Here is a 24,466-nt window from a genome sequence, read left to right as displayed (position 1 = left end):
TGTGCTGGTTCCTCTCATGCCATGGATCTCAAGGAGGTCATGGCGGTCAACCTGCGCCGGATTCGTTATGATCGGAACATGACGCAAGAAGATTTGGCGGACCTCGCCAACTTGAGCGCGCGTTACATCGGCGCGATCGAGCGTGCCGATGTGTCAGCGAGCGTCACAGTCCTCGGGCAAATTGCTGACGCACTTGAGGTCGAGCCAGGCGAATTAGTGAAGCTATCAGATAAGGCGTGCTGATTGGCTCATTTCAAAGGCGAGTTCGAGCAGGTTCAATAAAGCCGGATTGCGGTTGTACGGCGACCACACGGCGCTAAATCGAGCCGATTCCGACTCATCAGAAATAGAGCGAAATACCACGCCGGGAAATGGCATATATGTCGTCGCCTCGCTGGTAAGCGTAATGCCATCGCCTGCGGCGACTAGCCCCAATAGAGTGTCGCGCGCGACATCATAGCGATGGATACGAGGTGAACGCTCACGCTCGCTAACTCGACGCACGACATGTTCAAACACCTGCGGGCCGGTGCCGCCATGTCTCACAAGAAAGGTCTCGCCAGCAAGATCGAGCCAGGTGATCGCTTCCCGCTGGACCAAGCGATGATCGGCCGGCAAGGCTACCACGATCGGCTCACACCATAGCAGTCGAGAATGGCAATCGGGTGCGTTCACCGCCCCAGCAATGAAAGCCAGATCGAGCCTGCCTTCGCGGACCAGCGCAATCGTCTCCGATGAGCGCCCCTCTAGCACCGATTGCTCGATCAAGGGATAACTGACCCGATACCGACGGCGAAGATCGGCAAGAAATCCGGCGGCGATCGGGCTATGCAGGCCGATCGCTAAGCTGCCTTTCGTCCCGTCCAGCATAGCCCCTGCCGTGCGCACCGCATGGTCGATTTGCGCGATACCGGCAGAAACCTCGGCAACAAAGTGACGCCCGGCCTCAGTCAACCTGACACCACGATGACGCCGTTCGAAAAGCAGAATGCCGAGCGTTTCTTCCAATGCCTTAATACGGGTGCTGACGCAGGATTGGGTCACACCTAGGACGTTAGCAGCGTGTCGGAAATTCAAATGTTCCGCAACGGCCAGTGTTTGGACAAGAGCTATCAGCGGTATTTGTCCGCTGGCGACGCGCACAGGTTCTATTTTGCGGCGTGCCCTGCGCATCTTGGCGCTATCTAGGCGGTTGAAAGGCCACTCTCGCCTGAGCGACCTTTTCGCGGATGATACATTCATACAGATGATCGTTGATAAGGCCCATGGCCTGCATGAACGCATAAACGGTTGTTGGCCCGACGAAGCTCCAACCTCGTCTTTTCAGGTCCTTCGACAACGTGTGTGACGCTGCTGACATTGATGCGGTCTGCGCCGCCGCCAGTTCCTCGACCTTTGGCTCGAAACGCCAAATATACGCGGCAAGCGATCCCTCCTGCGTGACCAACTCTTGTGCCCGTTTCGCGTTGTTGATGACAGCAGAGATCTTGCCGCGATGCCGAACAATTCCTTTGTCGTTTAATAGACGCTCGACATCAGCGTCGGTAAATGTAGCGATCCGGTTAAAGTCAAAACCATGGAACGCCACGCGAAAATTCTCTCGCTTGGCTAAGATAGTCCGCCAGCTTAATCCCGACTGAAAACCCTCCAGGCACAACTTCTCGAAAAGGCGGTTGTCGTTATCAACCGGAAAACCCCATTCCCTATCGTGGTAAGCCATAAATTCGGGAGCCGCCGCGCACCAGCGACAACGTGAGAGGCCGTCTGGACCGGAGATCGTGGCGCTCATGGCTACCCTTTCAGGAAAGCTAGGCGCTCATCGACGCGACCTGCCGTGATTTCAAGAATCTCGGAACTAACGACGCCCTGCGTTACGAAGGGATCGTCCTGCACGCGGGCCTCAATGTCAGCGCGCGAGACGTTATGAGCGATGATCGCGCCACCAGCATTTGGTTGAAGGCTACCGACAAAGAGGAAAACGCCATCATCGAAACCGCGCTTTATCCAGGCATTATGCCCATCCATCAATTGCGGCGCCTTCGTTTTGTCGGCAAACTGAAGAATTATAACAAACATAGCGGCTCCATCATGCGTGCTGTCGAGGGTTAGGTTGAGATGCCTCAGCGGCGGCCGGGCAATGAGCGTCGAGCCAAGCGTGGATGTCCTCGACTTCACGGCGAATGAAGTCCTCGTCCCGAAAAGCTGTCGCGAGTGTCGCCACGCCTTGGCTGCGCATCAGAACATGCATTGCGAGTTTATCGGCATCCGCTTTGCGCCCGAGTGCAATGAACTGGCGAGCGAGCCATTCGCGGAACAGAATGAACAACTTTACAGCGTCATCCTTAGCGACATGATCGAGCTTGGCGAGTTCGTTGGAAAGTGTGCCGACTGGACAGCCGTGCGCCATGATCTTCGTCTTGTTCATAATAAGAATATGGACGAAGCTACGGATACGTTCGGCGGGTTGGGAGGCCGCTTCTTCCCATTCGTCGAGCATTGCTTGCGTGTTGGCGATGCGAAGTGCGATCACCGCATCGAGAATTTCGTCCTTCGTTTTGAAGTGATAGTAGAAATTACCTCGTGAGAGGCCCACAGCCTTCGATATGTCTGCGAAGGAAGTCGCCTCGAAGCCGTTCTCGTAAAAAAGTTGGTCGGCAGCTTCTACGATTTGTTGGCGGGTTTCAGTAGCCCCCATCAGGCATCCCTTTCTGACTGACAGGCCAGCAGGCGGCACATTTATAGGACAAACGCCCTACAGTGCGTTCTAGGGCATTTGTCCTATGCAGTCAAGACTGACCTGTTACGCTTTGTGGCGAGGCTATGGGGTTGCAACATTGAGAAACTGCATCCAATTCATAGTCCTACCCCTCTCTGTCGCCCCAACTGCCAAGACACCGATCCGCCTTGCACGATGCCGGAGACCTCGCGCCCAAGCTGGCGGTCGATGGTTGGCCGCCACGGAACCAGCGTGAACTCTTGGCTCTTCTCGACGATGGCGAACTTGCCGCTCGATAGCTGCACGGTCCCGGTGAACTTGCCGCTGATGGTCTCGCCATCAACGGCGGCGCGGAACGGCAGCGCCTTCTTCACCGCCAGGTCTTCCCCGGCGTGGGCGACCTCGCGCTCCTGAAGCGTAGCGATCAGGTTGCGACGGTAACGGACACCGCCGTCCTCGTGTCTGATCGCATCCCCCCGGTCGATCAGCGTCTCGCGCCGCCGCTCCATCGCCTCGCGCACGTCATTGCCGAACCCGGCCGCCGACAGGTCCGCTGTGCCAGCGCTGACTAGCCGCCGGTCGAGCCAGGTCGCACCCTCCGATCCAATCTGGCGCTCAAGGTCAAAGGTCGAGAGAACGCGAATATTGGCGCGAACGCCGCGACCGGCGTCATGGGCGGCGGCACGCGCCTCGAAATCGTCGGGAATACGCCATTGGTCTACGTCGATCCGCTCGGCGATCCCGGCGCGGCGTAGCGCCTCCAGTCGCCGGACATGGGCCTGCACGAACCCCTCATAGTCGCCGCCCGGCACGCGGCCGTCGAATCGGGCCTGTTCCAGATGGCGGCTCGGTCGATAGATGCCGTCATCGGCCATGCCGACGATGGCGCGATCCGATGGACGGCCGGCGCTGTCTGGCGGCCCGATCTCGATGATGCTGCCGATGCGGGCGTCCTCGACGCGGGTCGGGTCGATGCCGGCGACATGATGCGTCCGGCCGTCGATGCCATCGACCACCAGCGTCAGGTTCTCGCCCAGCTCATCGCTGAGGTGCTTGTCGATGACGTGGCCGACGATCGGCGTCGGCGGAGCCGCGTCATGAATCTGGAAACTCATCGGATCACGCTCCAGGCCATCGGCCCTCAGCGCCTTCTGCATGGTGCGGATGATGTCGCCGCGCTCGCCCATCTCGCGCAGCGTCGGCTCCAACCGCTCGCTCAATTCCCAAACGCCCGGAGCGTGCTCGGTGGCAAGGCCCATGTCCTCCAACTTGCCGAGGCGGCGCAAGCGCAGCGTCCGGTCGGATTGGCCGCGCGGATCATCCGGCTCGTGGTGCAGGTCAATGAAGCGATCCTGGCTCTCCGCGATCATCGCCCGGTCGATGCGGGTGTGCCTATCCTGATCGATCTCGGCCATGAGCTTACGGCGCTGCTCGATCTCGGTGACGGGTCCGAGTTCCAGCGTCGCCAGTTCACTCGCCCGCTCGCGGATGCCATTGGCGAGATAGTCGCCATTGATGACGAGATCCTCGCCCAAAGTGTCGCGGCCGTTCACAACGACATGGACATGGGGATGGCCGGTGTTGTGGTGATTGACCGCGACCCAATCGAGCTTGGTGCCGAGGTCGGTCTCGATCCTAGCCATCAACTCACGGGTATAGCCGGTGAGGTCTGCGAGATCGGCGGCATCCTCGGGCGAGACGATAAGCCGGAACTGGTGCCGATCCTCTTGGCCGCGATCGAGGAAGCTATCCCCATCGGCACGATCCTCGGTCGCCGAATAGAGCCGGCCGCGCTCGCCGTCGCGCGACGTACCGTCACGCTGGATGTAGCGCAGATGGGCGGCGCCCTTGCCGCTACGGCCGGCAGCACGAACCGACCGGGACTTGACGATGACGCGGCGGCTGCCGAGCTGGCGATGGCTCCAGCGGTTCGACAGGTTGCGGGCGCGCACGAAGGCCGCACCGCGCCCGCGCTGCACGCCCCGGCCGGAAGAGACGATGCTTTTGCCCTTCGACGCATGGCCGGAGCTACCGCCCTTCGCGGACCGGCTGCGGCCCGACGCGGCCTGCTGCTGCCGAGTGATCTTCCGAACCTTGCTGAGGAAGCTCTTGGCCCGGCCTGCCCTCGAAGCGTCGGAGCGGACGCGGCCGGGCCTCGGCCGAAAATGGGTGTCGTCGTCGCTCATAGCTGGCGCGCCGACTGAAACCGCCGATTTCGGCGGAGAGTGCCGCGAGAAACGCGGCAGATGCTGTCTTTGCCGCGCTTCGCGGCACCATGACGGCGCGGAGACGGTGCCGCCTCGAACAGTGTGCAGACAAGGGCTTGCCCTGCGGATCGGACCCATGGGGTGCCGTCCGCTTTAATCTTGCCCTCCCGCCCTCTTTCCCCTTCTGCCCCTCCAGCCAACGAATGAGACTGACGCCAGCCCCATCCGCTGCACACAGAAACCTCTCGTCGGACCACCGCGACCACGATCCTCATGGCTGCCGTCCGGCATCGGCGCGTGCGACAAACAGGCCGCCAGGTTGCGGCATGATGGCAGAGACATCGCGCACCGTGGGCGTGGAAGACGTGACTTTCGGCGGCGTTCCGTTTCGCGCAGAATCGGCAGCGGAAACGCGATATCCCTGCACGACGAACAGCGGTGCTCTTGTCCAGGACAGCGGATCGGCTGTCGCGATGACGGTATCACCGCGATCGCCCGCACCGTCCAAATGGGACGCAACGGCGGTGAGATAGGCGCGGGTTTCCGGCGGCAGCGAACGTCCTTTCAGCGACGCCTCGTAGCGACCGGGACCGGCATTATAGGCAGCGATCCAGCCGGGTGATCCGTAGCGGTCGAACAATTGGCGGATATAGGCCGCGCCCGCGATGATGTTGTCGTGCGGCCCGTAAGGATCAGCGCCGAGGCGATGACGGGCGCGAAGATCGCGCCAGGTCGCCGGCATGATCTGCATCAGCCCGATTGCGCCCTTGGGCGAAATCGCGCGTGGATCGCCGTTGCTTTCGGCGGTCATCACAGCACGTATCCAGGCGGCGGGAAGCTCGAAGCGCTGCGCCGCCTCAGCGATGTGATCGGCATAAGGATCACGCGGCGATGGTTGGGCGGCGGGCGCGTTTTGCGCCAGAGCCGTGGTCGCGAGGTTCGGCAAGAAGCCGGTGAACAGGATGAGCGCAAGTCGAATGGGCGTGCCGATCTGCGGCATGAAAGCCTCCTTGGGATGACGGTGATTGACAGAGCGGGCGCGGCTCAGCGCGTGGCGGCACGCCAGACGTAACGGCCATCGCCGTCCTCGTCGGTGTAGAGCGGTATCGCCTTGCCGATGACGGTGCGTGCCGGGATCGGGCCGAAGTAGCGCCCGTCGAGACTGTCCGGCACATCCGGGTTCATCAGGAAAATGTCGCCGTCCGCGATGCGGCGACAGCCCTGCCAGACCGGCAGCGGACGCCCGCGTTTGTCGCGGTTGAGCGCATCGCCCAGCGGCATGGCATCGACGGTGACGGCGATGCCGGTGCGGCAGACGGTCTGCCCCGGCAGCGCGGCGATGTGCTTCATCAGCGGCACGCCGCGCCCGATATAGCCGCGCTCGACCATGAAGTCGGCGAGCGGCTTGTCCGGCATGACGGCGACCAGATCGCCGACCGCTAGATGGCGCGGCGGATGGAGATCGTAGAGACCTATCGGCACGCTAGCCGAGGCGTTCCAGACGAGGCGCAGCGGCGTCGGAACGAAGGAGGCGATGGCGACGCCCATCGCGGAGAAATACGTCACCATGACATAGCCGAAGCGGGTCATCGTTCGATCTCCCGCCGCTTGAGCCACGCCTGATGGCGATCCGGCGTGTAGGCGCGCGGCTCATGACCGGTGCCGATCCGGTTGCCGACATGCCGCCAGTGATCCGGTGCGACGTCGCAGGCATCGACGCCGGTGGCCTCCACCGCGTCGATGTGGCGGAGTACCTGTTCGACCTTGGGCCAGTCCTTGACCTTCAGCAGGATGTCTCCACCGGGGCGCACGAAAGGCAGCGTCTGGTAGCTCTCGCCCGGATCGACGGCGCGCACGATGTCGATGCGCGAGATGATCGTGCCAAAGTCGTTCGCCGCCCATCGGACGAAAGCGAAGATGCTGCCCGACCGGTAGGAGAAGACACGGCGACGGCGATCGAGGATCTGTTCATGGACCTTACGGCCAAACCTGATCCAGTTTTCGATCCGCCTTTCAATATGCGTCAGTTCGACATGGGTGAGGTTGTCGGATGAACGTGGGAACGGCACGGGGCCGCCGTGCACGCGGGGAACCGCGTTGCCAGTCATGATGGGTCTCCTGGGGTGGGTGGGAATTCGCGCGCGAGCAAGTCGCGCAACATGTCTGCGACGGTGATGCCGCGCTGAAACGCGGCGATTTTGATCCGACCACGCAAGTCTGGCGTCACGTCGATTGTCAGCCGCGCGGTGAAACCGGCGGCATTACCATCACGCGGCGCGCTATCCGCCGCCTTGATCCAGTGCTCGGGATCGGCGGGCCGAGCGGCAAAACCGCGACGGGACGGACGTTCACTCATGGTGCCGCCCTCCCGATGCTCAAGCGCTTGATCTCCGCCGCCAGCGCCGCGATCTCGCGCGCGGCGGGCGTGTCGTGCAGCTCTGACACCAGCCGGCCAGATTGCGCGGTGACAGCAAAAGCGATGCGCTGGCCGATTGTGGCGGCAAGCACCGGCGGATCGTGGTCGGCCAGCGTTTCGGCCGTCTCGCGGGCCAGCACGGTGCGCGCCCCGCAGCGGTTGAGGATGAAGCGAGCCGCCAGATCGGGCCGGTAGATGCGCGCCTCGGCAACGAGCGCCAGCATCTCGGCCGAGGCCCAGCCATCGAGCGGCGACGGCTGCACCGGGATCAATACCAGGTCAGATGCGAGCAAGGCCGAGCGCATCAAGGCGGCGACGCGCGGTGGCCCGTCGATCACGATATGATCGGCATTACGCGCCAGCTCCGGCGCTTCCCGGTGCAGCGTATCCCGCGCTAGGCCGACGACACCGAATAGGCGTGGCAGGCCCTCGCGGGCACGCTGCTGCGACCAGTCCAGCGCCGAGCCTTGCGGATCGGCGTCGATCAGGGTCACGCGCTTTCCCTGCCGCGCCCATTCGCCTGCGAGGTTCAGCGCCAGCGTCGTCTTACCGACGCCGCCCTTCTGATTGAGGAGCGCGACAATCATGGCGCACCTCGCCTGACGGCACTGGCACCGTGCCTTTCATGCGCGCGCGTCAACAAAGAAGAGTTAGATTCTTTGTTAGACTCTAAGTTAGCAGTCGGAATCCGCGTTTCAGGCCAGAGACTTAACTGCGGTTCGTGCGCCCGAAATCCCGATAGTGCTGCGCCCGAAGTCCCGATAGCGTTTGCGCCCGAAGTCACGAGCGTTTCCACAGCGCTGTCCACAGGCACTGTGGACAGGTTGCAGGGGCGAATTTGCAGCATCTCGCGCCGCCCTTCGCGCCAGATATCGAGCCGATAGCCGGGTAGCGGCTGACGTGCGGCGATGCGGCGCAGGTCGAGCGCGAAGTCGGAGAGACGCGCCAGGCTGCCCGACTTCTCGTGAAGATGGCTGACCTCGAACAGCCAGCCGTGCGGCTGATGCCCGGCGTGCTTGCGGGCGACACGGTAAAGCCAGCGTTCGATGCCGCCGGTCAGCCGGAAGTAGGCGGGATCGATGGTCAGGACCAGCGAACGGTCGATGACACCGCGATAGAACCAGTCGGGCAGGACAAACTCCATGCCCTCGACGCGACCGTCGCGGGTGGTCAGTTCCTCCCATTCGTTGATCCAGGAGAACTGATGCCGTCGCCAATGCTCGCCGTGACGGATCGTGGTGCGGATCACCGTCGATTGCAGACGGGCGAGCGCGCCCTTCAGCAGGCGGTATTCGCGCGCGCCGGTGGCGCGGCCAATCCCCAGCAAGAGCTGATAGGGGGTGAAGCGGAGGAAGCGCGACGTGCGCAGGCCGTGGTTCTCGGCCTCGACGGTCTGGCTGGCGGCCCAGATCAGCACATCGGCGTCCCAGATCGTCGCCATGCCGTGCTCGGGCATCCCGAAGACCTCGACGTGCTGGCCGCCAGCCTCATAGAGGATCGGGGCAACGCGCTTGGTCTTGGCGAGCGAGAAGAACGGCCGCTCCATGAGGTCTTGCTGATCACGGGGTGATGCGTCACCCGTGGCGATCACAAAGGGATCTAGCCGCTGGCGTTCGCTCCCGGCGGAAAGGTGTCGGCCGTGTTGAGGATCGGTGGCCGACATTCAGCGGGACGCCTTCTCGGCCGGAGTCAGCGGACGAGCTGGAAAGACGCGCGTCGCCGTTTCCTCACGGGTCGATGTGCGGACGCCGATCTCCGTCCATGCCTGAAGATCATCGACGGAATAGACGATCCGCCCGCCGATCTTGCGATAGGTCGGGCCGGTGCCGTAGGTGCGGTGCTTCTCCAGCGTGCGGATGGAAATACCGAGGAAGCGCGCCGCATCGGGCGCCCGCAGGTATCGGGGCGGCAGCCCCGTTTTCGGGTCGATCACGATCGGGTCTCCGGTCGGGTTCGGCGGCTGTCAGCGGCGACAGCGGGCTATGGCGAACCGTGGCGGAGAACCGGCGGCGGCGAGCGTGCCGGAATCAGGGGGTGGCGATTCCGGCACCCCGGCGGCCATAACAACATGCAAGCGCTATGGCGATCAGCGGCGGCGCGGCAGGCGAAGAGGATAGTGCAGAAGGTCGCGATAGCCGCCGCGCATGTAATGCTTGCCATCGGCGACTAACCGACGGGTCTGGTTCTTGCTCGGATCGGTCTCCCAGTCGGCCTTGGTGCCACGAAACCCAAGCAGCGTTTCGGCGATCTTGCGATAGCTCGCGCCGTCGCTGTGGCCGTCGAGCGCGCGCAGGATCAGGATATGTCGGCTGCGGCTCTGTGGCGGCAGGCCGTGGGCATATTCGCCCGGCGGTCGTCCGACCACGGCGCGCCAGAAGCGCAGGATCGCCAGAGCGCGCAATTCCGTGAATGCGTCCAGCGGCAGCAATACGATATAGGACGTTGCACCGCCGACCGTGGCATCGCTCATCCAGAACTGATGCCCGGTATCCCCGCGCCGCCAGAGGCCATGCTGTGTGCCATTCTCGGCCGCGCGGAGATCGACATTGGGCAAGCGGACGAGATCGATGGGCATCGCCGCTGGATCGCTGGAAACGGCAGCGACGGACTTAAATTCGAAGGCGTCAGGAAGCAGCGCCGGAAGCCAGAATACTGGGGCTGAACCGGCCGATTGATCGGGATCGGCCGGGAAATCGCAACCCCCAGCGTTCGGAGAACGCGCTGAGGGTGTCCGACTTGTCTGTTGAGCCAGCGCTCACGCGATGAAAATCGCGGCGATAGTCTGCGTCGCGGCGGAGATATTCCCAGGCAAAGCCGGCAGCAGGAATGCTCTTGGCATGTGCATAGGCTGCCGGCGAGCGCCAATCAGAACTCGGCATGGCGTCACCTTTCCAGTCATGCGCCTGTAGGGCGGCGCTTGAGCTGAACAGCATGAACAACCATGGGTTTATTTTGGAGAGACTGCTTCGAGATATGTTGATCGCGCAAGACGATCAAAACGGGTTAATGATTACTATCAGTTCACACCGTCTTTGGCGAGCCGGGCCACGCCCGGCGAGCCGCCGTTATTTGGCGCAGCCAAAATGCCGCCGATCCGCCAAGTCGGATCGGCGCAAAAACTGAAAGGTGTATAACCCGAAAGAAGGAAAGCCGTAGAACCGACAATCCGGCTCTACGGCTTTACGGTCAGGCGGATTTTAGGCGCTGCATCCCTTCGGCCAGCGTCCACAGTGCGCGGTTCAGCCCGACATTCTGGTCGATACCGTTGATGGGTCGGGTCTGGCTACGGCGGATACGGCCATCGGCGGTCTGGCGGCGTCCGGTGATCCCGCCCCGGATGAGGTTTTCCTGAATGACGTTGAAGGTCTGCCACAGGCTTTGTCCGACATCCTCGCGGCGGCGTGGCTGGATGATCTGGTCCGGGCGGATGGGGCTTTCGTCCTCGCCGTAGCGGGCGACAAGGCTCGCCTCGGCCAGCACGCGCTGTTCGTCCTGCGACAGGCGCGTCTCCTTCATCGTCTCCGTGGCATCGATCAGACGCGGGAAGTCTTCCGCCACGGTATAGACGCCCTCGATGATTTGATCCTGAATGCCGCCCTTGTGGGGGACGCGGACCTCCTCGAACCGCTCGCCCGCAATCATGGAATTGGTGCAGACGAAACGGAGCATCCCGGCGAACATCTGATAGGCGCTGGTCCCGTCATGCGAATTGACGATGATGACTTCCGCCGCCTCCGGCTTGCCGATCCCGTCATCGCGGCGCAACCGCAACATATGCTTGGCGTGGCCCATGCGGGTGCCATCGCGCGGCACGGCCTGCACGGCGAAGAACGGGAACCAACCTTCCCGGCGCAAGCCTTCAACGACATCGATGGTGGGAACGTAGACATACCGCTCCGACCGGCTGTTATGGGCTTCGCGGGCAAAGATCGACGGGACGTGGCGAAAAAGGGCTTCGTTATCGAGGGCTTCGCGCCCGCCGATCTGATGGGAATTGCGGCCGAACCGGGTGGCAAGGTGGTGGTAGGTCATGGTCTTGATCCTCTTGGGCTTGGGTTTCCGCGCAGCGGGAAGCGCCGCGCTGAAACCCTGCCCGTCGGCGAGACCGGGGGGTGCAAGGTGCAAGGGCGGCCGGGACGGAGGGGGATCACCTGGCCTGCACGCAATGAAATGAAGGAAGGCTGGGGAAACCGTCCCGGACGAGCGTCAGCGACCCTTGCGCCGCGCCAGGGGGCAGAGCGCCCCCAAGCAACTTGTCCGGCGTGAGCACGAGCGGGAGCCGGCCACAAGACCGAATCAGGATGTAAAAGCCGCTGAACCTGAAATCCGCACATCCTGATTGCCGTATGACCTGAAAGACGGCGACAAGCATGACGAAGCCCCGCACCATGTGCGGGGCTTCGGGACGATGTCCGGCCTTAGTCGCCGTTGCGGCGGGACCAGATGAGGTTGTGGGCCTCGCCGCCTTCGTCCTCGATCAGGCTGGCGTAGATTGGAGCGGGGAAGCTCGGATCATCCAGCTTGACCGATAGATAGTCGCGGCCGGTTTCGCGGGCGGTCTTCTTCCAGGCCGCCCCGAACTCCGTGGTTCCAGCGAAGATCCGATAGTCGGGGCCGCGCTCGCTTTCGCCTTCGGTGGGGACGAATTTGGCCTTGACGTTGAGGGTCAGGGTCTTGACCGTGCCGGTGAAGTCGCCGTTCGCGGTCTTGGTGAAGGTGCCGATGGTCGCCATTGCCTTGTCTCCATGTTTCGGGCCGCGCCTGTCGCGACCTCGATGGCGGTCGTGAGACCGGAGACGATCAGCCCGCACCCGGAGGGCTGGAACGCAGTGGAAGGCGGCCGGAGACGGCTTTTTTGCCTCGCGGTGCAAAGCGCGCTCGCGCGCGGCGGAAAAAAACCGGTGACGGTCGTTGCGGGAGGATGATCGAGGCGAAGCCGCTCTTCGGTCAGACCCATGCCCTTCGAGGACGCCGCGGGCGTGGCCCGGTAGGACGGTGGAGGCAGGACGATGCGATCCCGCAGCTTTTGACTCGATAAGACCGGCGGATGACGGTTTCACCGGCATGGCTGGCCCGGATATGAAACGGCTGTCTGTCCCAACCACTATGGAGATCGAGCGCGGTTTCGGCCCTCGGATCGCCCACGCCCTCGAAAGCAGCGGCAGGAAGTGCCGTACCCGTCTGGTCTGCCCTATCGGGCGTCGATGCCGGATGGTTTGCTTTCCCCGCGATCAGCCATTCCGGTCAATGGGACAATTGTAGAGCGTCGTGCGCCGGTCGTCGTAGTGGAGACTGAGGACCGACATCTCCCGAAGCCTTGCTATGTGTGGCTTTTCGCGCCGTGGCCGCCATCCGCGTTAGCGATCGATGCCGAACGGCGGAAACACGCGCAAGCGGGGTTCCGGCGCAGCCGAGAGCGCGGCCCGGAGGGAAACGCCAAATCGCACGCCTCTTAAGCCTCGCGATCACGGCTGTTGATCTGGGTATAGCTCTCGGATGATGTCGGTGACGATCTCGAAGGTCGTCAAGAACATCGGTGGATTCAAAACGGTATCGCTTCCGTGCATGAACATGTTACGCATATGGCTCAGATAATCGATTTCCGAGGAAATCAGTTTTTGTTGCTTGGCGGATTTCAGCAACTCGTCGAGCATCGCGGGACGCGGTCGTCCGTTCTTGTGCACTCGCCCGGCGAACTGGTGGCCGATCCGTTCGCGCAAGGCGAGTTCGAGGCATGGAAACGTCTGGCTCGCCGCCATGGTGAGTAGGTCATAGGAAAAATAGGCGTAGATATAGGCGTGCCGAATGGCGTCATGGGATCGCCGTACAGATTCAGGGACCACAGCAGGCAGCTCGAATGCACACATATCGCGATGCAGTTCTTGAATAGTGCTTCCGACAAATCCAGCTGTCCCGGCGAAATAGGGATCAGGTAAGTTGAGAGTGGATAGGCCTTTTAGCATATGAAAGACTTTCATTCGATGGCCGGTTGAAGCATTCATAGCCTGAAACATCAAATATATTAGTCGCCCCGACGACTGGGCGACGCCGTTCCAGCCAGCCGCACGAGCGCCGACAAGCCGGTGACACCGCCGCCGACAAGACAGAAGATCATGCGCCATACCTCTGACGGGACAGCCTCGCGCGTAATGCCGTGGACCAACGCGAAGCCTGCGACGGCGGCAGGCGCGGCGAAGACGAACGCCACTGCAAGGCGCAGGATCGGCGGGCGCGCCGTCATAAACAGCACGATCAGTAGGCCATAGGCGGCGGCATCCGCCACCAACCCGATCAGTCCTGCGCCGATCAGGCCGGAGCCGGAGGCGTAGGCCCATTTGGTGGCCTCGACGCCGAGCATGAACGGCAGCGCATAGACGGCGAGCGTATAGGCCAGGACGGAAAGACCGGCGATCAGCGCAACGGCCATGAGCATAAGCACGATCATCGAATGATCCTCCTGTATCCGATGGTCGCGACGGGCATCGGATCGGTCGCGCGGGGTCGATCCCCGCGCGACGCGATTTTTGGATGATGGGAGAGCAGGAAGGCCGGGACCGCTTGGGCGATCCCGGCTCGGTCCCTCACTCGGCGGCTTGCAGGTAGGCGTCCGTTTCGAGCCATGCGGGCCGCGCGGTGCGCAGCACGGAAGGCAGCCAGCCGGTTCCGGCAAGAAGCTGTTCGGCAGCTTGCGCCATCTCCGTCTTCCTCAAGCCCGCGATCCGCTCCGCCGCCTCATCGCTGACCGCTTCCCGCACGGCAGCAAGGATATGTGCCTTGGTCACGCGACCGAGATAGGTCTTCTCGGTCGGGGTCCAGTGCGTCGTCATGTCCAGCGCCACGGCGCTCGCCAGCTTCTCCGCCGTGCCACGAGTATTCGGCTTCTGCTCCCACGGCACGCGAACCGCGTTGACGGTCAGCGATGCGCAATGCGCGAGCAAGGCCATGAGGCTCGCGTGATCCAGACCGACGACGAAGGCCCACAGGTCCGCAACGTCGCTCGGCATGTCCGACGCCCATCCGGCATGACGATCCGCCAGCGCCTTCGCGGCGGGCGTGTCCTCGATGCCGTCCGCGTGGGAAGCGAGATAGGCGCTGGTCAACCGGATTTCGAGGCAGGACGCTTCCCCGCCACGATAGAAGGTCTGCGCCGCCAGCGCATAAACCACGGCGACCAGCGCCATATCCGGCTGCTCCCCGAGTGCGAGACGAAGGCCAAGGGTGCGGTGAGCGGTCAGATCGCGGATGAGAAGGTCCGACAGGGGCTTGCCCGCATCCCCGGCATCCTCGTCTTCTGCCTGCGGCTCCGTGCCCTCGTCCTCGCCATTTCCCACGTCTCCGACAATCTCCCCGTCTTCGGTCACGGTCGCGCCATCCACCTCATGGTTGGCGCTGACCGCTTCTTCCGGTTCCGGGGCCTCGTCCTCGGCGCGGATGAAACCACGCTCCATCCGGGCTGTGCCGTCATGGTTGAGGATGACGAACACACCGCCACGGGCAATTTCGTCGGCGTCATAGGCGTGGCGCTTGGCGTCGATGCGCTTGATCTCGGCCTCAAGCTCCGCGAACCGTTGATCCACCTCGGCGGGCCGGTCTACGTCCGCATCCTGCCACTCTGCCGATAACCGTTCCAATTCTTCCTGCGCGGCGTCATAGGCGGCGGCGTCTTCCTCCGACAATTCCACCGGATGGGGATAGCTGCGGCGCATTCCATGGGCGTGGGGATAGTCGATGTGAACCGAAGTCCACTTCCACCCCTCAACTGCCTGCACCTCGGCGGCGATGCCTTCCAGCTTGGCGATGACGAGCCGATCCAGCAACGCGGCATCCTCGAAATAGCCGCCCCGGTCCTCGGTGAAGAGGTCGCGGATGATGGTGCCGCCGGCCTCGGCGTAGGCATCCGCGCCGATGAAACGCGCCCGCCTGTCGCTGGCTTCCACGTTCGCCTTGGTCAGGTCGCGGCGGATGATCCACGGCTCCCGGTTATAGGACAGATTGTCGAACACCTGTTCCTGCCGGTCGTGATCCTCGGTGATCGCGAAGGCCATCAACTGGTCGAGCGACAAGCCGCCATCCCGATAGACCTGCATCAGCTTGGGGCTGACCGCGCCAAGGCGAAGCCGCTGGCGGACGACGTGAGCGCTGACGCCGAACCGGGCGGCAATCTCTTCCGCGCCCCATCCCCTGTTCTCTGCCAGCTCGCGGAACCGCTCGAACTGGTCGGCGGGGTGCATCGCCTCGCGGGTGACGTTTTCATCGAGGGAGATTTCCGCCGCGTCGTTCTCGGTATCCAGAACGCAGCGGAGGCTTTCCGTCTTCTTGATCTGCTTGCGCTTCACGCGCAACATCTGCGCCAGCCTGCGGCCTTCGCCGATGGTCACGAAATAGAAGCCGGTCGGCTCGCCCTCCGCGTTCGTTTCCGGCTCCACCACCAGATTTTGCAGCATCCCCTTGGCGGCGATGCTGGCCGCCAGCGCCTCGATATGAGCTTCGCTGTGCGCGGTCTTGCGGGCGTTGCGGGGCGACTTCTTCAACCTGTTCAGCGGCACGAACAGCACCGCGCCATTGGCGGCGGGGGCTTCGGATACCGTGGCGGTCGTTTCGATGGTGTCGGTCATGGTCTTGATCCTTTGGCTTGGGTTGGAGCGCAGCGCTGCGCTGCAACCCTGGCCGTCGCCGAGACCGGGGGGTGCAAGGTGCAAGGGCGGCCGGGATGGAGGGGGATCACCCGGCCTGCACAAGCGGATCGAAACCATTGGTGAGAGTGTGAGACACGCATCCGCGCGGAAGGCTGGGGAAACCGTCCCGGCCGAGCGTCAGCGACCCTTGCGCCGCGCCAGGGGGCAGCGCCCCCAAGCAGCCCGACCGGCGTGAGCGAGAGCGGGAGCCGGGCACAAAGCTCGATCAGGATGTGTAAAGCCGCAAAACCTGAAAGCTGCGCAGCCTGATTGCAATTTTTATTATGCTGTAGTGTATAGTCGGTATCGATTGGTGGTTGATCTTCAGGCATATTGACTGAATCGGTCTTCGAAAAGACTGCGCGAGGAAACGCTTGGATATCCACGACCTTAAACTGCTGTTGCAACAGCATCTGACAGATGGGCTGGTCACGATCGTTGGCTCCGGTCTGTCATGCGCTGAAGGTCTTCCGGGCATGGGAGAGTTGGCAACTCATCTCGACGCAACGGTGACAACCGGGTTGGCGGCTGCGGACATAGATCGATGGGGCGCGATTTCACTGCTCCTGCCGGCAAAGGGCCTCGAAGCGGCTCTGCTGGAAGCGCCTCCGACGCCAGGATTGGAGGCCGCGATCGTTGCGCGCACTGCCGAGTTGATAGCTATGCGGGAGCGCCAAATCGTTGCCGATGTTTTCTCACGGACACGAACGTTGCGTTTCACCCGGCTGGTCAAGCAATTGCTGAAACCGCAGACCGGGCTTCCAATTGTTACGACAAACTATGATCGACTGGTCGAGGTCGCCGTGGAGGAAGCGGGCCTCGGCGTCGATACGTTGTTCGTCGGTTATTTCGCAGGCGAGTTAAACGAGCAGGAAAGCCGTTTGAGTTTTTGCAGGGAAGTCACGCTGAAGGCCGGGCGTGTCCAATACCGCTATCGTCCGCGAGCCAACGTATTTAAGCCGCACGGTAGTCTCGATTGGTATCACCGTGAGGGGAGACCCGTTCGCTATTCCGGCGACCTCGATCTCCCGCGGCTCATCATCACGCCCGGATTGAACAAATTCCGTAATGGTTACGAAAGCCCGTTCGACCGTCATCGTGAACGGGCAAATTCAGCAATTGATCGTGCCAGTCGGTTTCTGGTGATCGGCTACGGCTTCAACGACGATCATCTGGAGACGCATCTCACACCCCGGATTCGCAGTGGCGTGCCCACGCTCCTGCTGACCTACGGGCTTTCAGACAACGCAGTAAAGCTCGTCAATGAGTGCCGCAATGTCATCGCCATTCAGCGCGCCGAACAAGGTGGCGCCTCAGGTTCCGGCGTTTTTGTCGCCGGCACCGAGACTTTCTTTCCCGGTCTGGACCTGTGGGATCTAGGCTCATTTGTTGCCGAGGTGCTTGAACCATGACTGAAGCCGCTCTCCAGTTTGCTGATGAAGACAAAATCGGGCGCGTCGCGTCAGTTGATACGAGCCGAGTGGCGATCGACGTAACCAACTCCGTTCTGCTCACGCGGATTGGTATCGGGCAGCTTGTCGCCATTCGCGGTGCGACAGAGCGCGAATACCTTATTGCCATGACCGAGCGCGTCACCCGCAGCATCAGAGAAGAACTGCCAGGCCCGGATGATGAAGACGCCGATGGAGCGCTTCTGGCGGCGGTCCCTACCGATCTGATTCAGGGCGTCTTGATCGGTACATTTAGAACCGTGGAGGGTGATCGTAGGAATACCTTCAAGCGCGGTGCGGATAGCTTTCCGCAAATCGATAGGGACTGCTTCGTCATCGAAGGCGGCAATCTCCAGCGCTTCATGGGCATTCTCGGAGCCGGTTTCTCTCCCGATGAAAGGCTCAAGCTCGGCACGTTCGTTGCGGATCGCACGGCCGATGCGATCGCCAGTGGCGACAAGTTCTTCCAACGGCACGCAGCGATCCTCGGTAGCACCGGATCGGGCAAAAGCTGGGCCGTTGCACTGATCCTCGAACGGGCCGCCAAGCTGAAGTTTCCGAACATCATCGTGTTCGACATGCACGGCGAATATGCACCCCTAGCGGACAAAGCGAATGGAGGATTTGCAACGCGCTTTCGTGTTGCTGGTCCCGGCGATCTGGAAAATCCGGGGGACGACACGCTGTTCCTGCCCTACTGGCTGCTTAACCGTGATGAAATGTTGTCGATGATCCTTGATCGGAGTGATCAGAACGCACCCAATCAGGCGTCAAGATTTACACTGCATGTCCGTTCTCTGAAAGGACAGACGCTGGATGCCGAAGGCAAGGCCGATATCAAGAAAACATACACGGTCGATTCACCGATTCCCTACGACGTGAAGCAGTTGGTCGGACTTCTGAACACCGACAACACGACAAAGGGAGTGGGAAAGACTGGTCCCGTAAAGGGCGAATGGGAAGATAAGCTGACTCGTTTCCTGTCGCGTTTGGAAGCTAAGCTAGACGATCGTCGCTATGGTTTCATGTTTGCACCGCCGCCGGCGGCGATGAAATACGATTGGCTAGCAGCACAGGTGCTGAAGCTGCTGCAATCTGGCGATGACACTGGCATCAAGGTTATCGACTTCTCTGAAGTTCCCGCCGACGTGCTTCCTGTGGTGACGGGGACGCTGGCGAGGTTACTTTATGATGTTCAGTTCTGGATGAATGGCAAAACACGGACGCCGGTTACTCTGCTGTGCGACGAGGCGCACCTCTATCTTCCGGTTCGCGATGACGCCGATGCGGTCCAACGGCAGGCTCTTGGATCATTCGAGCGGATCGCCAAGGAGGGCCGCAAATATGGCTTCTCCCTGCTTGTCGTCAGCCAGCGTCCCTCTGATGTCAGCCGAACGATCCTAAGCCAGTGCAATAATTTCTTGGCTCTGCGTCTTACGAACGAAACTGATCAGGGCGTCATCAAGCGCCTGATGCCGGATTCGCTTTCGGGGCTAACGAGCATCTTGCCGTTGCTTGATACGGGTGAGGCGCTGTTATTGGGTGACGCGGTTCTGCTGCCTACGCGGATCAAGCTCGACATGCCCAAAGTGCCACCGGATAGCGCAACGCGAGATTTCTGGAAGGAATGGGGATCAGCCAAGCCAGATGATGCTGCCATCGCGTCGGCTATCGAGTGCCTGCGGGGACAATCGCGCAATGGTGGCTAACGCTCGCTGGTATCAGTTGGAGGGGCAATGATTCTCACCGACAACGAGACAAAAATCGATCTCCTCAACAATGAGGCGATCGCGAAGACCATCATCGAGCTGCTGCGTGAAAAGCCCGAGCGCGCCGTAACGATCGGCGTTCACGGCGACTGGGGCGCAGGCAAGTCAAGTATCTTGGAGATGATTGAGAGCGGCCTCAGTTCTGATGAGGACGTGCTCTGCATCAAATTCAACGGATGGCGCTTTCAAGGATTCGAAGACGCCAAGATCGCGCTGATCGAGGGCATCGTCACCGGCCTTATCGAGAAACGGCCGTTGCTGACCCAGGCGGGCATAGCCGTCAAAGATATCTTCCGAAGGATCGATTGGCTAAAGATTGCGCGGCACGGGGGTGGTCTCGCGTTCACCGCGTTCACAGGCATCCCCACGGCCGATCAGATCGGCGCGGTGGTCGGTACCTTGAAGGGGATTTTCTCTGATCCCTCGAAACTCGCCACGAAGGAGAACTACGACAAGGCTATTGACGGTGTGCAGGGCCTTCTGAAACCGGGAGAGTCGAAAAATGTACCGGAAGAGATCGAGGCGTTCCGGAAGGCTTTTGACGACCTGCTCAAGCAGGCGGGCATCAAACAACTGATCGTCCTCATCGACGATCTCGACCGCTGCCTGCCGGACACCGCGATCGAAACGCTCGAAGCCGTACGGCTGTTCGTCTTCACCGCCCGCACCGCGTTCATCGTCGCGGCCGATGAAGCGATGATCGAATATTCCGTGCGGAAACATTTCCCCGAGCTGCCGGACACGACGGGCCCGCGCGACTATGCGCGCAACTATCTCGAAAAGCTGATCCAGATCCCATTCAGGATCCCGGCTTTAGGCGAGACCGAAACCCGCATCTACGTCACCCTGTTGCTCATCGGCGCCGAACTGGGCGAGAATGATCCCGCTTACTCGGCGCTCATCACTGTTGCGCGCGAATTGCTCAAACGGCCTTGGAAGACTGCTGGGCTCGACGCGCAGACGGTCAAGACCGCCTTGGGTGACAAGGCCGGCCAGGTCCAGAACGCGCTCACCTTGAGCGATCAGATCGGTCCAATCCTGGCCAGCGGGACCCAGGGCAATCCTCGGCAGATCAAACGCTTCCTGAACACCTTGCTGCTGCGCCATCAGACCGCGCTCGCACGCGGTTTCGGAGATGAAGTAAAACTGCCGGTCCTGGCGAAGCTCATGCTGGCCGAACGGTTCCTGTCCAGATTGTTCGACCAGATCGCCAGCGCCGCTGCCCGCGATCCGGACGGCCGCTGCGTGGATTTGACGGCGCTTGAAGCCGCCGCGTCGGAGGAGAAGCCAGCCGCCAAGGCGAAGCGGACCGGGCCGAAGATCAGTTCAATCGATGACGCCAAGCCGACCACCGTGCCGGACTCGAAGGACAGCGCCATCCTGACGGAGTGGAAGGCGGCCGATGCGATACGGGCCTGGGCGCGGCTGTCACCGGCCTTGGCCGAAGTCGATCTGCGCCCCTATCTGTTCGTGACCAAGGATCGAAAGGACTATTTCGGCGCGGCCTCCGTCCTCGGACGTCTCGCCGCTGTGGTTCAGAAACTGCTCGGCCCGAAACTTGCCGTCCAGGCGTTCGAAGGCGAACTCAAGCAGCTCGTTCCGGCGGAAGCCGCGCAGGTCTTTGAAGAGCTGCGAGGGCGCGTCATGGGGGGCGACGCCTTCGATACGGCACCTCCCGGCATTGACGGGCTTGCCGTGCTGGTTCGCGCCCATCCGACATTGCAAGCCAACCTTCTCGACCTACTCGAAGCCTTGCCGACCGATCGGTGCGGGCCTTGGCCCGCGTCGGGCTGGGAGGGAATCATCAAGGACTCTGACGCCGTGGCGCGCTTCGAGAAGCTACTTCAGGGATGGTCCAAGTCACAATCTTCCTTCCTGAAGACGACGGCCAGCGCCGCGCTTCGCACTCGGAAAGGCGGGCGCTGATGGGAACGTCGAACGCTTATGGAGGTGCAGGTGGTGGCACACCGTTGATCCCTAGTTGGTTGCAGGGCGACGGTGACAGCGGGGCTGGTGTGGGCGCGGGTGATGGCAACGGGGCACAGCCGCCATCGCCTGATGGATCACCTCCAGCAGTTCCTCCAGCACCGGCGCCGCGGCCGACCGCGCCGGCCGGGGCATCGGATCGGTTCACATCGGCCCGAAACAATTTCACGCGCTTCGCAAGTTCGGGCGGAAGCGACCGTCGGAGCCTCGGCCGCGCTGTCTCGCAATATGTGTCTAAATCGGCGGGCGGCGCACGTCAGGCCGCGCAGCGCATGGGCTCTTCGCGGGGCGCGGGCGCTGGGCTCGTCCGGTTTCTCAATGACGCCAGCGCGAATGGCGTTCGAGAGGCGCTGCGAACGCTCAACCTCGAAAGCCTCGCCGGGAGGCCGATCGAGGAGGTGTTCGCAGGGCTTGCCGATTACATCTGCCCCGAAGGCGGGTCGATCGACGAGGGGATCGCGCGAGACGCCTTTGTCGAGACGATCGCGGATCTCGCTGGCGCCGGCATTACTGATATCGACGCGCTGACACCGGGCCAGATCCAGACCGTCTTCGAACTATATGCGACGCACGCGATCGAGGCGCGCATCTGCAACGACATCGGCACCAAGGTCGTGACCTTGCCCGCCGATCCGCGCGCGGCCGAGAGGGTTCAGGCGCAACTGCGTGATTTCATCCAGCGTGGGGTCAGCGACGCGATCAACGCCGCGGGTGTCAACATCCAGTCGCTGACCCCTGATGCGGTGATGGGCTTCGTGACCAACGTCTATCAATCCGCCTTCGACGTATTGCAGACGATGGGCGATGGGGAGGCAGCGAAATGAGGCGCCATGTCATCATCGGCCGTTTCGGGCCGGACGATAAGACCCGCGTCCCCAAGGCGCGCGACGAGGTCGCATCGACCTTGCAGTTGGTGGCGGGCAAGCGTCTCGATCATGGGATCGGCCATGCCTTGGCCGACCTCAAAGCTTTGCATCTGACACCGAGCGAGATCGGCGCGGACATACTGGTTGTCGCTGCCCATATTCATGCTGCGGATACCCGCATCTCCCGCTCGACCGAATCGCAGGACGCCTGGACGCGCGAGATTCGGCTGGTCATCCCCGTGAGCGATCCGGCGCGATGGACGGCCGCCGCACCCATCTTGGTCCGCGCCTTGAATTTCCTGACCGGCGACAGATGGGATGTAGGCTTCCGCAAACGGACGAAGGGTTATGCGAAGCTAGTTTCTCCTGCCGCGCCCACCCTTCTTCCCACCCCGTTCGATGGCGTGAGCCTGTTCTCCGGTGGTTTGGACAGTTTGATCGGCGCGATCGACAGCCTGAATGCAGGCGAGACGCCGCTCCTTGTCAGCCATGCCGGCGAAGGGCTGGTGAGCAAGTCGCAGGAGCAGTGCTTCGACGGTTTGAAAGCCGCTTACAAATCATCCGCCTTCGATCGGTTGCGCGTGTGGATGAACTTCGATAGCGGACTGGTCGAGGATGTCGGATCGGAGGACACCACGCGCGGCCGCTCGTTCCTATTCTCCTCCTTGGGCGTTGCCGCCGGCACCGCGCTCGGCCGCGACTTCGTGCTCAAGGTTCCGGAGAACGGCTTAATCGCGCTCAATGTGCCGCTTGATCGACTTCGGCTCGGCGCGCTTAGCACCCGGACGACGCATCCTTTCTACATGGCCCGCTGGAACGATTTACTCCGGGCGCTTGGCGTCGCGGGGAAGGTCGAGAATCCCTATTGGGACAAGACCAAGGGGGAGATGGTCGCCCAATGTGCCAATCCGGCCCTATTGAAGCAGCTCGCCCCGCTGTCTCTATCATGTTCGTCACCGACGAAGGGGCGCTGGACCAAGAAGCCCCAGGGGCACTGCGGATACTGCCTGCCGTGTCTCATCCGGCGGGCCTCTCTTCGAGGCAAGGATTCGACAGTTTACGGCGTGCCCGACCTGAAGGCTGCCACATTGGACACCAAGCAGGCCGAAGGTCAGCAGGTCCGATCCTTCCAGATCGCGATCGCGCGGCTATCGAAGCGACCGGAACTCGCCAAGGCCCTCATCCACAAGCCGGGGCCGCTCTTTGATGATCCCTCCCGCCACGATGATCTGGCCGATGTCTATCGCCGCGGATTGGAGGAGGTTGGGCGCTTGCTGACTGGCGTTCGCGCCGCACCGTCTTAAGAGGTCCCATGCAATCGGGTCTCGTCGATTTTCATTGCCACCTTGATCTCTACCCCGACCACGCGGCCGCGGTGGAGCGTTGCGAGCGCGATGGCGTGTCTACTCTTACCGTAACCACGACGCCCAAGGCTTGGCCGCGGAACCACAAACTGGCGTCCGCCACCCGTCATGTTCGGGCGGCTCTCGGTCTGCATCCTCAACTGGTCGCCGACCGCGCCCATGAGATCGGGTTATGGGAGGAATTGCTGCCGCAGACCCGCTATGTGGGCGAGGTCGGGCTGGACGCCGGCCCGCGGTTCTACAAATCGTTTGAGACACAGAAGGAGGTTTTCGCTCGCGTGCTGACGCTCTGCGCGGCGGCGGGGAACAAGATCGTCACGACCCATAGCGTTCGAGCGACCAAGGCCGTGCTCGATATGATCGAGCAACATATGCCGCCGCCCCGTGGCCGTGTTGTGCTTCACTGGTTCACCGGCACCGCAGCGGAAGCCAAGAGGGCGGTCGATCTCGGTTGCTACTTTTCTGTGAACGCGGAAATGCTCGCCAATGAAAAGCGCATGGCAATAACCAAGATGCTGCCTCTGGATCGAATTTTGACGGAGACGGACGGACCGTTTACCCAAACCGATGGCCGCGTCACTTGGCCGAGCGATGTTCGGGTCGCAATTGATGGCCTAGCACGCCTACATGAAATACCCCTGACCGACATGTCCACCACGATCATTCGGAATCTGAAAGTCCTTCTTGCAGATAAGGTCTAACGAGCTGGTGACTTGCGTGGGCAGTCGATCGCGACCCATTTGGACGGCTTTAGAGGGCTATAGCGTAGACATAGTTCTCGTCTTCGCCCGGCGCGGCGCGCCATTTCAGAAACCCTTGAGATCACTCGGGTTTCGGCTTTTCATGACCTTCGCGGAATTCATCGCGCAGCTCGGCTGGCACGGCCTCCGTCACAATCGGCGCAGGGTTCGCGAGGCGCCGCGAGGGGGCTTTGGCTGGCAGGCATCGGCGCGGCGCGGAAGCCCGTTTCCGGTTTTGGGGAGCTATCGCCTCAGAACGCTGCTGCAGCATGGGCC

The 24,466-nt window shown here is 62.1% G+C and carries 26 protein-coding genes and 1 pseudogene; 7 read left to right on the top strand and 20 right to left on the bottom strand.

The features are described 5' to 3' along the window. Nucleotides 1–21: 21 nt before the first annotated feature. Entirely contained in the window at nucleotides 22–243 is a 222-nt protein-coding gene (locus ACFPN9_RS23055) for a helix-turn-helix domain-containing protein (protein WP_377817681.1), read from the top strand. Here the strand turns inward: ACFPN9_RS23055 and ACFPN9_RS23050 are convergent. The 20 genes and pseudogenes from ACFPN9_RS23050 to ACFPN9_RS22955 form a co-directional block, all read right to left on the bottom strand. Further along, nucleotides 226–1,173: a LysR substrate-binding domain-containing protein gene (locus tag ACFPN9_RS23050; protein WP_377817680.1), complete on the bottom strand. Its 948-nt coding sequence runs from the start codon at nucleotides 1,171–1,173 to the stop codon at nucleotides 226–228. The genes ACFPN9_RS23055 and ACFPN9_RS23050 overlap by 18 nt on opposite strands. A 7-nt stretch (nucleotides 1,174–1,180) precedes the next feature. Beyond that, nucleotides 1,181–1,789: a DNA-3-methyladenine glycosylase I gene (locus ACFPN9_RS23045; protein WP_377817679.1), complete on the bottom strand. Its 609-nt coding sequence runs from the start codon at nucleotides 1,787–1,789 to the stop codon at nucleotides 1,181–1,183. Nucleotides 1,790–1,791: 2 nt separating this feature from the next. Beyond that, nucleotides 1,792–2,076: a YciI family protein gene (locus ACFPN9_RS23040; RefSeq protein WP_377817678.1), complete on the bottom strand. Its 285-nt coding sequence runs from the start codon at nucleotides 2,074–2,076 to the stop codon at nucleotides 1,792–1,794. A gap of 10 nt (nucleotides 2,077–2,086) precedes the next feature. Then, the gene (locus ACFPN9_RS23035; protein ID WP_377817677.1) at nucleotides 2,087–2,695 is read right to left on the bottom strand and encodes a TetR/AcrR family transcriptional regulator; all 609 of its coding nucleotides are present in this window, start codon (nucleotides 2,693–2,695) and stop codon (nucleotides 2,087–2,089) included. 158 nt (nucleotides 2,696–2,853) lie between these two features. After that, entirely contained in the window at nucleotides 2,854–4,086 is a 1,233-nt protein-coding gene (locus ACFPN9_RS23030; protein WP_377817765.1) for a DUF3363 domain-containing protein, read from the bottom strand. A gap of 177 nt (nucleotides 4,087–4,263) precedes the next feature. Beyond that, nucleotides 4,264–4,902 (bottom strand): annotated as a pseudogene (locus tag ACFPN9_RS23025) (relaxase/mobilization nuclease domain-containing protein); the annotation flags it as partial. Between the two features lie 292 nt (nucleotides 4,903–5,194). Further along, on the bottom strand, nucleotides 5,195–5,923 hold the full coding sequence (locus ACFPN9_RS23020; protein WP_377817676.1) for a lytic transglycosylase domain-containing protein: 729 nt from the start codon (nucleotides 5,921–5,923) through the stop codon (nucleotides 5,195–5,197). Nucleotides 5,924–5,967: 44 nt separating this feature from the next. Then, nucleotides 5,968–6,513: a S26 family signal peptidase gene (locus tag ACFPN9_RS23015; RefSeq protein WP_377817675.1), complete on the bottom strand. Its 546-nt coding sequence runs from the start codon at nucleotides 6,511–6,513 to the stop codon at nucleotides 5,968–5,970. Continuing rightward, nucleotides 6,510–7,031 (bottom strand): DUF2840 domain-containing protein, encoded by a 522-nt coding sequence (locus ACFPN9_RS23010; protein WP_377817674.1) that lies wholly within the window; start codon nucleotides 7,029–7,031, stop codon nucleotides 6,510–6,512. Before ACFPN9_RS23010 ends, ACFPN9_RS23015 begins: the two co-directional genes overlap by 4 nt. Next, complete coding sequence (locus ACFPN9_RS23005) at nucleotides 7,028–7,279, bottom strand: ribbon-helix-helix protein (RefSeq protein ID WP_377817673.1); 252 nt, start codon at nucleotides 7,277–7,279, stop codon at nucleotides 7,028–7,030. Before ACFPN9_RS23005 ends, ACFPN9_RS23010 begins: the two co-directional genes overlap by 4 nt. Beyond that, complete coding sequence (gene parA / locus ACFPN9_RS23000) at nucleotides 7,276–7,926, bottom strand: ParA family partition ATPase (RefSeq protein ID WP_377817672.1); 651 nt, start codon at nucleotides 7,924–7,926, stop codon at nucleotides 7,276–7,278. The genes ACFPN9_RS23005 and parA overlap by 4 nt, the downstream gene beginning before the upstream one ends. Beyond that, nucleotides 7,923–9,002 carry a replication initiator protein A gene (locus tag ACFPN9_RS22995; RefSeq protein ID WP_377817671.1) on the bottom strand — a complete coding sequence of 360 codons (1,080 nt, stop codon included), beginning with the start codon at nucleotides 9,000–9,002 and terminating at the stop codon, nucleotides 7,923–7,925. Before ACFPN9_RS22995 ends, parA begins: the two co-directional genes overlap by 4 nt. Further along, nucleotides 9,003–9,272 carry a helix-turn-helix transcriptional regulator gene (locus tag ACFPN9_RS22990; RefSeq protein WP_104217299.1) on the bottom strand — a complete coding sequence of 90 codons (270 nt, stop codon included), beginning with the start codon at nucleotides 9,270–9,272 and terminating at the stop codon, nucleotides 9,003–9,005. A 153-nt stretch (nucleotides 9,273–9,425) separates the two neighbouring features. Then, nucleotides 9,426–9,914, bottom strand: coding sequence for a DUF2285 domain-containing protein (locus ACFPN9_RS22985; protein WP_377817670.1), 489 nt, complete (start codon nucleotides 9,912–9,914; stop codon nucleotides 9,426–9,428). A 49-nt stretch (nucleotides 9,915–9,963) separates the two neighbouring features. Continuing rightward, a complete protein-coding gene (locus ACFPN9_RS22980; RefSeq protein WP_377817764.1) occupies nucleotides 9,964–10,272 on the bottom strand; it encodes a transcriptional regulator domain-containing protein in 309 nt (102 codons plus the stop codon). 253 nt (nucleotides 10,273–10,525) lie between these two features. Continuing rightward, on the bottom strand, nucleotides 10,526–11,371 hold the full coding sequence (locus tag ACFPN9_RS22975; RefSeq protein ID WP_377817669.1) for a DUF932 domain-containing protein: 846 nt from the start codon (nucleotides 11,369–11,371) through the stop codon (nucleotides 10,526–10,528). 386 nt (nucleotides 11,372–11,757) lie between these two features. Continuing rightward, entirely contained in the window at nucleotides 11,758–12,072 is a 315-nt protein-coding gene (locus ACFPN9_RS22970; protein WP_377817668.1) for a DUF736 domain-containing protein, read from the bottom strand. A 732-nt stretch (nucleotides 12,073–12,804) separates the two neighbouring features. Further along, entirely contained in the window at nucleotides 12,805–13,341 is a 537-nt protein-coding gene (locus ACFPN9_RS22965; protein ID WP_377817667.1) for a hypothetical protein, read from the bottom strand. 20 nt (nucleotides 13,342–13,361) lie between these two features. Further along, complete coding sequence (locus ACFPN9_RS22960) at nucleotides 13,362–13,784, bottom strand: hypothetical protein (protein WP_377817666.1); 423 nt, start codon at nucleotides 13,782–13,784, stop codon at nucleotides 13,362–13,364. Between the two features lie 136 nt (nucleotides 13,785–13,920). Beyond that, nucleotides 13,921–15,954: a ParB/RepB/Spo0J family partition protein gene (locus ACFPN9_RS22955; RefSeq protein WP_377817665.1), complete on the bottom strand. Its 2,034-nt coding sequence runs from the start codon at nucleotides 15,952–15,954 to the stop codon at nucleotides 13,921–13,923. Nucleotides 15,955–16,388: 434 nt separating this feature from the next. Here ACFPN9_RS22955 and ACFPN9_RS22950 point away from each other — a divergent pair, with 434 nt between their 5' ends. From ACFPN9_RS22950 to qatD, 6 genes are read left to right on the top strand one after another with little or no spacing between them, the layout of a single operon-like run. Next, nucleotides 16,389–17,426: an SIR2 family protein gene (locus ACFPN9_RS22950; protein ID WP_377817664.1), complete on the top strand. Its 1,038-nt coding sequence runs from the start codon at nucleotides 16,389–16,391 to the stop codon at nucleotides 17,424–17,426. Next, nucleotides 17,423–19,174, top strand: a complete 1,752-nt coding sequence (locus tag ACFPN9_RS22945) for an ATP-binding protein (RefSeq protein ID WP_377817663.1) — start codon at nucleotides 17,423–17,425, stop codon at nucleotides 19,172–19,174. Before ACFPN9_RS22950 ends, ACFPN9_RS22945 begins: the two co-directional genes overlap by 4 nt. A 27-nt stretch (nucleotides 19,175–19,201) precedes the next feature. After that, the gene (gene qatA, locus ACFPN9_RS22940; protein WP_377817662.1) at nucleotides 19,202–21,160 is read left to right on the top strand and encodes a Qat anti-phage system ATPase QatA; all 1,959 of its coding nucleotides are present in this window, start codon (nucleotides 19,202–19,204) and stop codon (nucleotides 21,158–21,160) included. Then, nucleotides 21,160–22,044, top strand: coding sequence for a Qat anti-phage system associated protein QatB (gene qatB / locus ACFPN9_RS22935; RefSeq protein WP_377817661.1), 885 nt, complete (start codon nucleotides 21,160–21,162; stop codon nucleotides 22,042–22,044). The genes qatA and qatB overlap by 1 nt, the downstream gene beginning before the upstream one ends. Then, a complete protein-coding gene (gene qatC, locus ACFPN9_RS22930) occupies nucleotides 22,041–23,390 on the top strand; it encodes a Qat anti-phage system QueC-like protein QatC (RefSeq protein ID WP_377817660.1) in 1,350 nt (449 codons plus the stop codon). Before qatB ends, qatC begins: the two co-directional genes overlap by 4 nt. 8 nt (nucleotides 23,391–23,398) lie before the next feature. Then, entirely contained in the window at nucleotides 23,399–24,151 is a 753-nt protein-coding gene (gene qatD / locus ACFPN9_RS22925) for a Qat anti-phage system TatD family nuclease QatD (RefSeq protein WP_377817659.1), read from the top strand. Nucleotides 24,152–24,466 lie beyond the last annotated feature (315 nt).

It is taken from the genome of Allobosea massiliensis (assembly GCF_042655245.1).
Lineage (GTDB): Bacteria > Pseudomonadota > Alphaproteobacteria > Rhizobiales > Beijerinckiaceae > Allobosea > Allobosea massiliensis.
Note: the sequence above shows the minus strand (reverse complement) of the source record. Positions and strands in the feature narration are given on the sequence as shown.